This is a genomic window from Streptomyces sp. NPDC048277, assembly GCF_040652235.1.
GTDB lineage: Bacteria > Actinomycetota > Actinomycetes > Streptomycetales > Streptomycetaceae > Streptomyces.
On record NZ_JBEZLQ010000031.1, the window covers coordinates 36,278 to 49,875 of the forward strand.

A 13,598-nucleotide genomic window follows, 5' to 3' on the forward strand; every position below is an offset into this window, starting at 1 on the left:
TTCGGTTCACGCTGTGAGGAGCCACGCCCGCGTGGCGAACGCAGGCCGCGCGTGGCTCCGGGGTGCCGATCGGGGGCGGATGAGAGAGGGCCCGCCCGGGTCCTTTCGGCGGTCAGATCAAAGAAGAGGTTCAGCCCTGGAGGGACGCGACCTTGGAAGCGAGCGCCGACTTCTTGTTGGCGGCCTGGTTCTTGTGGATGACGCCCTTCGAGACGGCCTTGTCGAGCTGACGCGCGGCAGCGCGCTGCAACTCGGTGGCCTTCTGGACGTCACCCGCGGCAGCGGCCTCGCGGGCCTTGCGGATCGCGGTCTTCAGGGAGGACTTGACGGCCTTGTTGCGCAGCCGAGCCTTCTCGTTGGTCTTGATCCGCTTGATCTGGGACTTGATGTTCGCCACGAATGAGCCTTTTCAGGTTCAGGTACGGGGCCGTGCAGGTCCCGCACCGATGATTTCTTGAAGATGTGCCTCGCGCTGAGAGGGCATGAGACACAGCTGCCCACGTTACCAGCGAGCCGGAGAATGGCCCAAACCGGTCCCCGGTCCCTCGCCATGGGACCATGGAGACTACGTATAGATCCGACCCGAGGCATAAGGCGCCTCAAGAGACAGGACCCTGCGTGCCCGCGACCCCTAACAATGTGCCCGAGCCGAGCCGTACCGCCCCGGCTCTGATCCGCAATTTCTGCATCATCGCGCACATCGACCACGGCAAGTCCACGCTCGCCGACCGGATGCTCCAGCTGACCGGTGTGGTCGAGCAGCGGCAGATGCGTGCTCAGTACCTCGACCGGATGGACATCGAGCGCGAGCGTGGCATCACGATCAAGTCCCAGGCGGTACGTCTGCCCTGGGCCCCCACCGAGGGCCCAGGCCAGGGCAGCACGCACATCCTCAACATGATCGACACCCCGGGGCACGTCGACTTCACCTACGAGGTGTCGCGGTCGCTGGCGGCCTGCGAGGGGACCATCCTCCTCGTCGACGCCGCCCAGGGCATCGAGGCGCAGACCCTCGCCAACCTGTACCTGGCGATGGAGAACGACCTCACGATCATCCCCGTGCTCAACAAGATCGACCTGCCGGCCGCACAGCCGGAGAAGTTCGCCGAGGAACTGGCGAACCTGGTCGGCTGCCGGCCGGACGACGTGCTGCGGGTCTCCGCCAAGACCGGTATCGGCGTCGACGCGCTGCTCAACAAGGTCGTCGAGGAGATCCCGGCACCGGTCGGCGTCGCCGACGCGCCCGCCCGCGCCATGATCTTCGACTCCGTCTACGACTCCTACCGCGGTGTCGTGACGTACGTCCGTGTCATCGACGGCCAGCTCAGCAAGCGCGAGCGGATCCGGATGATGTCCACCGGCGCCACGCACGAGCTGCTGGAGATCGGCACCAACTCTCCGGAGATGCTCGGCGCCGACGGGCTCGGGGTCGGCGAGGTGGGCTATCTCATCACCGGCGTGAAGGACGTCCGCCAGTCCAAGGTCGGTGACACGATCACCACCCTGCACAAGGGCGCGACCGAGGCGCTCGGCGGGTACAAGGACCCCAAGCCCATGGTCTTCTCGGGCCTGTATCCGCTGGACGGGTCCGACTACCCCGAGCTGCGCGACGCCCTCGACAAGCTCCAGCTCAACGACGCCGCGCTCGTCTACGAGCCGGAGACCTCGGCGGCGCTGGGCTTCGGCTTCCGCGTCGGCTTCCTCGGCCTGCTGCACCTGGACGTGATCCGCGAGCGGCTGGAGCGCGAGTTCGGGCTCGATCTCATCGCCACCGCGCCGAACGTGGTCTACCGCGTGGTCATGGAGGACGGGACCGAGTACACGGTCACCAACCCGAGCGAATTCCCCGAGGGGAAGATCAACGAGGTGTACGAGCCCGTCGTACGGGCCACGATCCTCGCGCCGACCGAGTTCATCGGCTCGATCATGGAGCTGTGCCAGACCCGGCGCGGCACCTTGCTCGGGATGGACTACCTGTCGGAGGACCGCGTCGAGATCCGGTACACGCTGCCGCTCGCGGAAATTGTTTTTGACTTCTTCGACCAGTTGAAGTCGAAGACGCGCGGTTACGCGTCGCTGGACTACGAGCCCACCGGCGAGCAGACCTCCAGCCTGGTCAAGGTCGACATCCTGCTGCACGGCGACAAGGTCGACGCCTTCTCGGCGATCACGCACAAGGACGCGGCGTACGCGTACGGCGTGCGGCTGGTCGCCAAGCTGCGCGAGCTGATCCCGCGGCAGGCCTTCGAGGTGCCCATCCAGGCCGCCATCGGTTCCCGGGTCATCGCCCGCGAGACCATCCGCGCCATCCGCAAGGACGTCCTCGCCAAGTGCTACGGCGGTGACATCTCCCGGAAGCGCAAGCTGCTGGAGAAGCAGAAGGAAGGCAAGAAGCGGATGAAGATGGTGGGTTCCGTGGAGGTTCCGCAGGAAGCCTTCATCGCCGTGCTGAGCAGTGATGACAGCGTGGGATCGGCCAAGAGCAAGAAGTAATCGCGGGTAACAATCGGTCACGGCCGCAAATCGGATGCAACAGGGGTCCGTCGTACGAAAGTGTGGCGGGCCCCTACGCGTGCGTAGGGTCGCTCTGCGTGGAACATGCGGGGAAACAGACAGGCCGATGCCCCTTACGTACGGGCCGGTCGCGGCTTACTCTGATCCCTGCTCGATAGTTACTCGCGAGTTAAACAACCAGTACTGACCCCACCGTGAGTAAACCCCAGCCGCACTGAGCCAGCCGCACCGTCGCGGGCCCCGGAGGATGTCGTGAGCGACACACAGACACTGATCGAGAACCGACCGCCGTCCGTGGCGGCCCTCTTCCTGGATCGCGTTGCGGCCACACCGGACGCCGAGGCCTACCGCTACCCGGTGCCCGCGGCCTCCGGTCAGGGCCCGGACGACTGGAAGTCGCTCAGCTGGGCGCAGGCCGCCGAGCGGGTCTACGCGATCGCGGCCGGTCTCATCGAACTCGGCGTCCAGCCCGAGCAGCGTGTCGCCCTCGCCTCCTCCACCCGCGTCGAGTGGATCCTCGCCGACCTCGGCATCCTGTGCGCGGGCGCGGCCACCACGACCGTCTATCCGCAGACCAACGCCGAGGAGTCGGCGTTCATCCTCTCCGACTCCGGCAGCCGGGTGCTGATCGCGGAGGACGCGGCACAGGTCGCCAAGGCCGTCGAGAAGCGCGCCGAACTGCCCGAGCTCATCCAGGTCGTCGTCATCGACCCGGCCGGCGTCGAGACCGGCGACTGGGTCGTCACGCTCGCCGAACTGGAGCAGCGCGGTGCCAAGTACCTGGAGAAGCACCCCGAGCTGATCAAGGAGCGGGTCGGCGCGATCACCAAGGACCAGCTCGCCACCCTCATCTACACCTCCGGTACCACCGGCCGCCCCAAGGGCGTACGGCTGCCGCAGGACAACTGGTCGTACATGGCGAAGGCGATCGCCGCGACCGGGCTGATCAGCAGCGAGGACGTGCAGTACCTGTGGCTGCCGCTCGCCCATGTCTTCGGCAAGGTGCTCACCTCCGGGCAGATCGAGGTCGGCCACGTCACCGCCGTCGACGGCCGCGTCGACAAGATCATCGAGAATCTGCCGGTCGTGCAGCCGACGTACATGGCCGCCGTGCCCCGCATCTTCGAGAAGGTCTACAACGGTGTCGCGGCGAAGGCCCGCGCGGGCGGCGGCGCCAAGTACAAGATCTTCCAGTGGGCGGCCGAGGTCGCCCGCGAATACGCCAAGGCCACCCAGGACAACTTCCGCCGCACCGGACAGGCGACCGCGCCCTTCGCGCTCGCCGCCAAGCACAAGGTCGCCGACGGGCTCGTCTACAGCAAGCTGCGGGAGGCCTTCGGCGGGCGGCTGCGCGCCTGTGTCTGCGGGTCGGCCGCGCTGGCGCCCGAGATCGGCTACTTCTTCGCCGGCGCCGGCGTGCACATCCTGGAGGGCTACGGCCTCACGGAGTCCTCGGCCGCGTCCTTCGTGAACCCCGGCGAGGCCTACCGCACCGGTACGGTCGGCAAGCCGCTGCCCGGCTGCGAGGTGCGGATCGCCGACGACGGCGAGATCCTGCTGCGCGGCCCCGGCATCATGCAGGGCTACCACGGGCTGCCCGAGAAGACCGCGGAGGTCCTGGAGGCCGACGGCTGGTTCCACACCGGTGACATCGGCGAACTGTCCCCCGACGGTTATCTGCGGATCACCGACCGGAAGAAGGACCTCATCAAAACGTCCGGCGGCAAGTACATCGCGCCCGCCGAGGTCGAGGGACAGTTCAAGGCGGTCTGCCCGTACGTCTCCAACATCCTCGTCCACGGCGCCGACCGGAACTTCTGCACCGCCCTGATCGCCCTCGACGAGGTCGCGATCCTGGAGTGGGCCAAGGAGAACGGCCTGGGCGGCAAGTCCTACGCCGAGGTCGTGGCCGCGCCGGCGGCCGTCGAGATGGTCGACGGCTACGTCAAGGAACTCAACGCGGGGCTGCAGAAGTGGCAGACCATCAAGAAGTTCCGGCTGCTGCCCCGGGATCTCGATGTGGAGCACGGGGAGATCACACCGAGCCTGAAACTCAAGAGGCCGGTCGTGGAGCGGGAGTACAAGCACCTCATCGATGAGATGTACGCGGGGACGCGAGAGGCCTAGGGGGCGTTGTCGGGTGCGGGCGCGTGGGGGCTGGTCGCACAGTTCCCCGCGCCCCTTCATGTCAGTGCGGCCTGCCTTGGCCAAGCAGTCGCCGCAGCTTTCTGGCTTCTTCTCTTAGCGTTGCTACGTCGAGAGGTTCTTCGGTCAGCCGGTCTTCCAGCACCGTCAGCCGCTTGCTCAGTTCGCTGAAATCCGCCTGTTCCCGCGCCAGCAGCGCCTGCAGTTGCTGGTTCTTGCGGTGCAGTTCCAGGAACACGTTGACCTTCGCCCGCAGCACCCACGGGTCGAACGGCTTCGTCAGATAGTCGGCGGCGCCCGTCGCGTAGCCGCGGAACGCGTATCCCGCGTTCTCCTCCGCTCCCGTCAGGAAGATGATCGGGACGTCTTTCGTCTGGTCGAGGCGTTTGATGTTCGCGGCTGTTTCGAAGCCGTCCATGCCCGGCATACGGATGTCGAGGAGGACCACGGCGAAGCGGCGGCGCAGCAGGGCCTTCATCGCCTCCTCGCCGGAACGCGCCCGAACTATAGGCTCGTTCAGCGAGCCCAGGACGGCCTCCAGCGCTATCAGGTTGTCCTCCATGTCGTCGACCACGAGGATGCCCGCACGCTCGTCAGCGATCATTGCTCCGTCCGTTCCTCGTCGGCGCCGCGCGCGATGGACTTCTCCCGGTCGCCCGGCATCATGACGGGACAGCCGGGTGAGATCGCCGTCGGCCACCGTGTCCGGCACGCGCGTGGCGTTCGCCGGCGGGGCCACCAGGGCGTCGAGGACCTGGTCGACGTCGTCGACGCGGGACGTCCAGGCGCCCTGGCCGGGGCTCGCCGACAGCCGTTCGTCAGGGCGGCCGTGCCGGACCGGTTCCCGCTTCACGCGTTGCGCATCGGTGTTGAAGTGCACGCTGCGATCCATGATCTGGTGGAAGACCGCGGTGAGTTCGGCGACGATCCCCTCCCCGGTCTCCGGCACCTCGGTGAAGTCGCCGTCGCGGGCGGCGGTCGTCGCGGCGAGCAGAGTGCGCGGTGCGGATGCTCGGAGTTGTTCCGGTTTCTGTCCGTCTTCGAGCACGCGCGTAGCACGGTTCTCACTCATGGCGGCCCACTTCGGTAACTCGGTGCTTATGGGCGCAGTCAGTCTGTCACTCTGTCCGCATCCATCGGGATGCATTCGTCCGAACTGCTCGGGGAGCTGGACATGGGGGCCATACCCACGCAACGGGAGACCGTCTCCCGGGTCCGTGAGGCGCCTGCGCACGGGGAGGCGCCCGCGTACCAGGGCACGGGCCCGCGCGCTCAGGGGCGCGCGACCCTGCCCGGAAGCCCCCTCGCGCCGGGTTCCGCCCGCGCCCTGGTGCGCGCCTCCCTCGACGAGTGGGCCGACTGCGGCCTGCTGGGCCAGGAGCAGACGCGGATCGCCGAGGACGTCATGATCGTCGTCAGCGAACTCGTCACCAACGCCGTCGTGCACGCCGGCACCGAGGTCGAGGTCGACTGGTGGCTGGAGGAGCCGGAGGAGACGGCGTTCGTCGTCGAGGTCACCGACCACCATCCCTCCCGCGCCCCGCGCGACCACCCGGGCGAGACGCCGTACGAGACCCCGGAGTACGGGCGCGGGCTGCGCCTGGTCGCCTCGCTCGCCGAGTCCTGGGGCGTGACGTACCGGACCGGCGCCAAGACGGTGTGGGCGCGGCTCACCGGCCGGGGCGGCACGCTCCCCGACGAGCAGGAGCTGAAGGTCGCCGAGATCCTCGCACCCGAGCCGCAGCGCACCGAACGGGACCGGGACTGGCTCAACCGGGGCGCCCTGACCTTCCTCGCCGAGGCCTCCGACCTGCTCGCCGGGCAGCTCGACGAGAACCTGGTCGCCGCGCTCACCGGCCAGCTGATCGTGCCCAGGCTCGCCGACTGGTGCGCGGTGTGGCTGGAGGACGAGGCGACCGTGCGCGGGGGCGGCTGGAGCGATCCCGCGGGCGCCGGCGGTCCGCGGCTGGCCCGGGTCTGGCACGGCAGCGAGAACCGCATGGAGGAACTGCGCCGCGTCCTGGAGAAGGAGCCGCCCGGCGCGCGGGACGGCTTACGGTCCGGGCCCGAGCCCTATCCGTGGCCCGGTGAGGCGCTCGGCCCGCAGGGTTCCGTCGGCTCGGCGCTCGCCTACCGGCTGATCGCGGGTGGCCGCCCGCTCGGCACGCTCGTCATCGGACGCTCCGGTTCCGACGGCTTCCCCGACGAGATCACCGGACTCGTCGAGGACTTCGGGCGCCGGGTGGCCCTCGCCATCGGCGCGGCCCGCCAGTACGCCCGCCAGGCCACCATCAGCGCCGTACTGCAGCGCGGGCTGCTGCCGGGCGCGGTCGCCGAGATCCCGGGTGTGCGCAGCGCGCTCGTCTACGAGCCCTGCGACAAGGGCGGACCCAGCGGCGACTTCTACGACCTCTTCCCGGCCGGCGACGGCCGCTGGTGCTTCGCCGTCGGCGACGTCCAGGGCAAGGGCCCCGAGGCGGCGGTCGTCATCGGGCTCGCCCGGCCCTGGCTGCGTCTCCTCGCCCGCGAGGGGTACCGGGTCGCGGACGTCCTCGACCGGCTCAACCAGCTCCTCCTCGACGACGCCACCGAGGCCGCCGACGCCGCCGCCCGCGCCCTGGTCGCCGCCGGCGGCCGCCCCACGCCGCCCGGCGACGGCCCGCAGACGCGTTTCCTCTCCCTCCTCTACGGCGAACTCACCCTCCTGGAGGAGGGCGGCGTCCGCTGCACCCTCGCCTCCGCGGGACATCCCCTGCCGCTGATCCTCGGCCCGGACGGGGAGGTCCGTACCGCCGCGTGCCCGCAGACCCTCCTCGGGGTCGTCGAGGACGAGACGTACATCAGCGAGACCATCGAGCTCGCGCCCGGCGACAGCCTGCTGTGCGTGACCGACGGGGTCACCGAGCGCCGCTCCGGCTCCCGACAGTTCGACGACGGCGACGGGCTCGCGCGGGCGCTCGCCGGCTGTGCGGGGCTGAGCGCCGAGCTGATCGCCGAGCGGATCAGACGGCTCGTCCACGAGTTCGGCGGCGGGCAGCCCGAGGACGACCTGGCGCTGCTGGTGCTCCAGGCGGAGTGAACCGCCCGGCCGAGCGAGCGGCGACGTGCGGGACAATGGGGGACATGCCTTCCGCACTTCCCGACGGCGAGCCGGTCCCCGACGACGGCGCGCTCCCCGCGTCCGCGCTCGCCGGCGCCGCCGCCCGCCCCCTCGGGTTCTACCTGCACGTCCCCTACTGCGCGACCCGCTGCGGCTACTGCGACTTCAACACCTACACGGCGACCGAGCTGCGCGGCACCGGCGGTGTCCTCGCCTCCCGCGACAACTACGCGGACACGCTGATCGACGAGATCAGGCTGGCGCGGAAGGTCCTCGGCGACGACCCGCGCGAGGTGCGGACCGTGTTCGTGGGCGGCGGTACGCCGACGCTGCTGGCCGCCGGTGACCTGGTACGGATGCTGGGCGCGATCCGCGACGAGTTCGGGCTCGCGGCCGACGCGGAGGTCACGACGGAGGCGAACCCGGAGTCCGTCGACCCGGCGTACCTGACGGCCCTGCGCGAGGGCGGCTTCAACCGGATCTCCTTCGGCATGCAGAGCGCGCGGCAGCACGTCCTGCGGGTGCTCGACCGGACGCACACACCCGGCCGCCCCGAGGCGTGCGTCGCCGAAGCCCGCGCGGCCGGGTTCGGGCACGTCAACCTCGACCTGATCTACGGCACCCCGGGCGAGTCCGACGACGACTGGCGGGCCTCGCTGGACGCCGCGATCGGCGCCGGGCCCGACCATGTGTCGGCGTACGCGCTGATCGTCGAGGAGGGCACGCAGCTCGCCCGCCGGATCCGCCGGGGCGAGGTCCCGATGACCGACGACGACGTCCACGCGGACCGGTATCTCATCGCCGAGTCGGTGCTCTCCGGAGCGGGCTTCGACTGGTACGAGGTGTCCAACTGGGCCACCTCGGAGGCGGCCCGCTGCCTGCACAACGAGCTGTACTGGCGGGGCGCGGACTGGTGGGGCGCGGGACCGGGGGCGCACTCGCACGTGGGCGGGGTGCGCTGGTGGAACGTCAAGCACCCGGGGGCGTACGCGGCGGCGCTGGCGTCCGGGCGTACGCCGGGGGCGGGCCGGGAGGTCCTGTCGGACGAGGACCGGCGGGTGGAGCGGATCCTGCTGGAGCTGCGGCTGCGGGAGGGGGTGCCGCTGGGGCTTTTGAAGGAGGAGGGGCTGAAGGCGTCACGCCGGGCGCTGTCGGACGGGCTCCTCGCGCAGGGGGCGTACGACGAGGGGCGGGCCGTACTGACGCTGCGGGGGCGGTTGCTGGCGGATGCGGTGGTACGGGATCTGGTGGACTGATCACTCGGGGGAGTGAATCGGTGCGGAACGCCGGTTCGGTCCGTAATCTGCTTCGTAGGCTGCCGCCGTAGTTGACGGCGGCAGAAACCGGAGGGCCACGGAGATGGCCGCTGTGGACGAGCGCGGGATGACCAAGTTCTTCGAGGGCTTCGAGCCTCCCGAGGGCATCAAGGTCGAGCTCCTCCGGGGGGAAATCGTGATGACGGCCGCTCCCGATCTGGTGCACAACCGGATCGTGACGGACGTGCAGGACCAGATCCCGCGCAAGCGCTGGGAACGTCTCCAGACGACGGATCTGGACATCATTGATGAGGCCAGTGAGCCCATTCCGGACCTGGTGGTGTCGGAACGGGGGGTAGCTCCGTCCTCAGGCAATCTGGTGCCGTCCCAATGGGTCACCTTGGTGGTCGAGGTGGTCTCGAAGACGAGCGTCGACCGGGACTACGGGATCAAGCGGTCCATCTATGCGGCAGGCGAAATCCCTGCTTACCTGATCATCGATCCGATCATGGCGCACTTCGTCCTGCTGTCCGACCCCGTGGGCGAAGGAGACCAAGCCGACTACCGAGGTCAGTGGATCACGAAGTTCGGCGATCCGGTGCTGCTCGAATTGCTCGGCGTCGAGCTGGACACGAGCGAATTCGGGACTCTCACCGGGGTCAGGCGTCACCGGCTCCCGTGACAAAGTCGATCAGTTCCTCCACCCTTCCCAGCAGTTCCGGCTCCAGGTCCTTGTACGAGGTCACCTTCGCCAGGATCGCCTGCCACACCGCGCCCGTGTTGTCCGAGGGCCAGCCCAGTGCCCGGCACACCCCCGTCTTCCAGTCCTGGCCGTGCGGGACGCGCGGCCAGCCCTCGATGCCCAGGGACGACGGCTTCACCGCCTCCCAGATGTCGATGTACGGGTGGCCGACGACCAGCGCGTGCCCGCTCGTCACCGACTGCGCGATGCGCCACTCCTTCGTGCCCGGCACCAGGTGGTCCACCAGGACGCCCAGGCGGGCGTCGGGGCCGGGTGCGAATTCGGCCACGATCGCGGGCAGGTCGTCGACGCCCTCCAGGTACTCCACCACCACGCCCTCGATGCGCAGGTCGTCGCCCCAGACCTTCTCGACCAGTTCCGCGTCGTGGCGGCCCTCCACGTAGATGCGGCCCGCGCGGGCGACACGCGCGCGTGCGCCGGGGACGGCGACCGAGCCGGAGGCGGTGCGGGCGGGGCGCACCGGAGCCGAGGACGCCGGCCGTACGAGGGTCACCACCGTCCCCTCCAGGAGGAAGCCGCGCGGCTCCAGCGGGAAGACCCGGTGCTTGCCGAAGCGGTCCTCCAGGGTCACCGTGCCCGCCTCGCAGCGGATCACCGCGCCGCAGAAACCCGTGCCGGGCTCCTCCACCACCAGTCCGGGCTCGGCGGCCACCTCGGGCACCGGCTTCGGCTTCTTCCACGGCGGGGTCAGGTCGGGGGAGTACTGGCGCATTCGGATGACGATAGGAGAAGCCGATCCGGTGTGCCTACGACACGCCGAAGCGGGCCGCCAGGGCGTCGCGTTGGGCCCGTACGAACGCCGCGTCCACCACCGCTCCATGACCGGGTACGTACAGGGCGCGCTCGCCGCCGAGCGACAGGAGGCGGTCCAGGGTGGCGGGCCATCGGGACGGTACGGCGTCGGGGCCGGCCTGGGGATCGCCGGACTCCTCCACCAGGTCGCCGCAGAAGACCACCCCCGGGTCTCCGGGGACGAGGACCGCGAGGTCGTGGCGGGTGTGGCCGGGGCCCACATCGGCCAGCAGGGCCCGGCGGCCGTCGCCGAGGCCGAGGCTCCACTCGCCGGAGACCGGACGGCCGGGAGCGGGAGGGCGGCCGCCGCTTCCCCGGCCTCCTCGGCCGGGAGGCCGTTGCGGACCGCGTCCAGGCGGAGTTCCTCGCGGTCGTGGGCGAAGACGTCCTCCGCGCCCGCCGCCGCGTACAGTTCCACGTCCGTGAACGCGTCCGTGAACGCGGCCGCGCCGAAGACATGGTCGAAGTGCGGATGGGTGAGCGCGAGATGGGTCACACGGCGGCCGGCGAGCGCCTGCGCCTGGGTACGCAACCGCGCGCCCTCCGCCAGGCTCGACCCGGCGTCCACCATCAGGGCCGCGTCCGTACCGAGGACCAGCCCCGCAGTGCAGTCCCAGCCCGGCAGCCGGCACCGGCCGACGCCTTCGGCCACCCGCTCCCAGCCCAGCTCTTCCCAAGTCACCGTCATGCCGCGACGCTATCCACAGAACGTCACGGGTCCTGACCGACCTTGCCCAGTCAGTACCCGACGGCCGTACACTGGGCCGGGGATGCTGGCACTCGGGCTCGCAGAGTGCCAGACGAAAGACCCGAAGGACCCGAAAGGCCGCGGGGACGACTTTCTGGAGGTGTGGCGCGAGATGCTGAGTGAACGCAGGCTTCAGGTATTGCGCGCCATCGTCCAGGACTACGTCGGCACCGAGGAACCGGTCGGGTCGAAGGCGCTGACCGAGCGGCACAACCTCGGGGTCTCCCCGGCGACCGTGCGCAACGACATGGCCGCCCTGGAGGACGAGGGGTTCATCGCCCAGCCGCACACCAGCGCCGGGCGGATTCCGACCGACAAGGGCTATCGGCTGTTCGTCGACAAGCTGGCCGGCGTGAAGCCGATGAGCGCGCCCGAGCGGCGGGCCATCCAGAACTTCCTCGACGGCGCCGTCGATCTCGACGACGTCGTGGCGCGCACGGTGCGGCTGCTGGCGCAGCTGACACGGCAGGTCGCGGTCGTGCAGTACCCCTCGCTGACGCGGTCCACCGTGCGGCACGTGGAGCTGCTCTCGCTCGCGCCGGCCCGGCTGATGCTGGTGCTGATCACCGACACCGGGCGCGTCGAGCAGCGGCTGGTGGACTGCCCGGCACCCTTCGGGGAGACGTCTCTGGCGGATCTGCGGGCCCGGCTGAACAGCCGGGTCGCGGGGCGCCGGTTCTCGGACGTCCCCCGGCTGGTGGAGGACCTGCCGGACGCCTTCGAGGCCGAGGACCGCGGTACGGTCACGGCGGTGCTCTCCACGCTGCTGGAGACGCTCGTCGAGGAGAACGAGGAGCGGCTGGTGATCGGCGGCACCGCCAATCTCACCCGCTTCGGACATGACTTTCCCCTCATCATCCGGCCCGTCCTGGAGGCCCTGGAGGAACATGTCGTTCTTCTCAAACTCCTGGGCGAGGCGGGGGATTCGGGCATGACCGTACGCATCGGTCACGAGAACGCCTATGAGGGACTCAACTCCACGTCCGTGGTGTCGGTCGGTTACGGTTCGGGCGGCGAGGCACTCGCCAAACTCGGCGTGGTCGGACCGACCCGCATGGATTACCCGGGAACGATGGGAGCGGTACGAGCGGTGGCACGGTACGTCGGACAGATCCTGGCGGAGTCGTAAGTGGCCACGGACTACTACGCCGTTCTCGGCGTGCGCCGCGACGCGTCGCAGGAAGAGATCAAGAAGGCCTTCCGTCGGCTCGCACGCGAGCTGCACCCGGACGTCAACCCGGATCCGAAGACCCAGGAGCGGTTCAAGGAGATCAACGCCGCCTACGAGGTGCTCTCCGACCCGCAGAAGAAGCAGGTCTACGACCTCGGCGGCGACCCGCTCTCGCAGGCGGGCGGCGGTGGCGCGGGCGGCTTCGGGGCCGGTGGCTTCGGGAACTTCTCCGACATCATGGACGCGTTCTTCGGAACGGCGTCCCAGCGCGGTCCGCGCTCGCGTACGCGGCGCGGCCAGGACGCGATGATCCGGATCGAGGTCGAGCTCGACGAGGCGGCCTTCGGTACGACCAAGGACATCCAGGTCGACACGGCGATCGTCTGCAACACCTGCAACGGTGAGGGCGCGGCGCCGGGCACCTCGGCCCAGACGTGTGACATGTGCCGGGGCCGTGGTGAGGTCTCGCAGGTGACGCGGTCCTTCCTGGGCCAGGTCATGACCTCGCGGCCCTGCCCGCAGTGCCAGGGCTTCGGGACCGTCGTCCCGACGCCGTGCCCGGAGTGCGCGGGCGACGGGCGGGTGCGGTCGCGGCGGACGCTGACCGTGAAGATCCCGGCCGGTGTCGACAACGGCACGCGGATCCAGCTGGCCGGTGAGGGCGAGGTCGGGCCCGGCGGCGGGCCCGCCGGTGACCTGTACGTCGAGATCCACGAGCTGCCGCACTCCACGTTCCAGCGGCGCGGGGACGATCTGCACTGCACGGTGACGATCCCGATGACGGCGGCGTCGCTCGGCACGAAGGTGCCGCTGGAGACGCTGGACGGCATGGAGGAGGTCGACATCCGGCCGGGCACCCAGTCCGGGCAGTCGATCCCGCTGCACGGGCGTGGGGTCACGCATCTGCGGGGCGGTGGGCGGGGTGACCTGATCGTGCACGTCGAGGTCATGACGCCGACGAAGTTGGATCCCGAGCAGGAGCGGCTGCTGCGCGAGCTGGCGAAGCTGCGCGGCGAGGAGCGGCCGACGGGCCAGTTCCAGCCGGGTCAGCAGGGCTTGTTCTCGCGGCTGAAGGACGCCTTCAACGGGCGCTGACGGGTGCCCGCCCC

The 13,598-nt window shown here is 69.9% G+C and carries 10 protein-coding genes and 2 pseudogenes; 7 read left to right on the forward strand and 5 right to left on the reverse strand.

All coding sequences use genetic code 11. The features are described from left to right. Positions 1-130 precede the first annotated feature (130 nt). Positions 131-397 (reverse strand): 30S ribosomal protein S20, encoded by a 267-nt coding sequence (gene rpsT / locus AB0D85_RS43655; RefSeq protein WP_046733201.1) that lies wholly within the window; start codon positions 395-397, stop codon positions 131-133. A gap of 221 nt (positions 398-618) precedes the next feature. On the opposite strand from rpsT, the gene lepA reads away from it, so the two are divergent. Then, entirely contained in the window at positions 619-2,493 is a 1,875-nt protein-coding gene (gene lepA, locus AB0D85_RS43660) for a translation elongation factor 4 (protein ID WP_362333947.1), read from the forward strand. A gap of 273 nt (positions 2,494-2,766) precedes the next feature. Next, positions 2,767-4,641, forward strand: coding sequence for an AMP-dependent synthetase/ligase (locus tag AB0D85_RS43665; protein ID WP_362333950.1), 1,875 nt, complete (start codon positions 2,767-2,769; stop codon positions 4,639-4,641). Between the two features lie 61 nt (positions 4,642-4,702). Here AB0D85_RS43665 and AB0D85_RS43670 read toward each other — a convergent pair whose 3' ends face one another. Further along, on the reverse strand, positions 4,703-5,263 hold the full coding sequence (locus AB0D85_RS43670; protein WP_362334187.1) for a response regulator: 561 nt from the start codon (positions 5,261-5,263) through the stop codon (positions 4,703-4,705). Positions 5,264-5,833: 570 nt separating this feature from the next. On the opposite strand from AB0D85_RS43670, the gene AB0D85_RS43675 reads away from it, so the two are divergent. From AB0D85_RS43675 to AB0D85_RS43685, 3 genes are all read left to right on the forward strand, one after another. Further along, positions 5,834-7,738 carry a SpoIIE family protein phosphatase gene (locus AB0D85_RS43675; RefSeq protein WP_362333953.1) on the forward strand — a complete coding sequence of 635 codons (1,905 nt, stop codon included), beginning with the start codon at positions 5,834-5,836 and terminating at the stop codon, positions 7,736-7,738. Positions 7,739-7,782: 44 nt separating this feature from the next. Next, positions 7,783-9,015: a radical SAM family heme chaperone HemW gene (hemW, locus tag AB0D85_RS43680; RefSeq protein ID WP_362333956.1), complete on the forward strand. Its 1,233-nt coding sequence runs from the start codon at positions 7,783-7,785 to the stop codon at positions 9,013-9,015. 103 nt (positions 9,016-9,118) lie between these two features. Further along, positions 9,119-9,697, forward strand: coding sequence for a Uma2 family endonuclease (locus AB0D85_RS43685; protein ID WP_362333960.1), 579 nt, complete (start codon positions 9,119-9,121; stop codon positions 9,695-9,697). Here the strand turns inward: AB0D85_RS43685 and AB0D85_RS43690 are convergent. From AB0D85_RS43690 to AB0D85_RS43700, 3 genes and pseudogenes are all read right to left on the reverse strand, one after another. After that, positions 9,675-10,490 (reverse strand): DUF3097 domain-containing protein, encoded by an 816-nt coding sequence (locus AB0D85_RS43690; RefSeq protein ID WP_362334190.1) that lies wholly within the window; start codon positions 10,488-10,490, stop codon positions 9,675-9,677. The genes AB0D85_RS43685 and AB0D85_RS43690 overlap by 23 nt on opposite strands. Positions 10,491-10,524: 34 nt before the next feature. Next, positions 10,525-10,869: pseudogene (locus AB0D85_RS43695) on the reverse strand (MBL fold metallo-hydrolase); the annotation flags it as partial. A 128-nt stretch (positions 10,870-10,997) separates the two neighbouring features. Next, positions 10,998-11,258, reverse strand: a pseudogene (locus AB0D85_RS43700) (MBL fold metallo-hydrolase); the annotation flags it as partial. Between the two features lie 172 nt (positions 11,259-11,430). On the opposite strand from AB0D85_RS43700, the gene hrcA reads away from it, so the two are divergent. Next, positions 11,431-12,447 carry a heat-inducible transcriptional repressor HrcA gene (hrcA, locus tag AB0D85_RS43705; RefSeq protein WP_362333964.1) on the forward strand — a complete coding sequence of 339 codons (1,017 nt, stop codon included), beginning with the start codon at positions 11,431-11,433 and terminating at the stop codon, positions 12,445-12,447. Then, a complete protein-coding gene (dnaJ, locus tag AB0D85_RS43710) occupies positions 12,448-13,584 on the forward strand; it encodes a molecular chaperone DnaJ (protein WP_362333967.1) in 1,137 nt (378 codons plus the stop codon). Positions 13,585-13,598 lie beyond the last annotated feature (14 nt).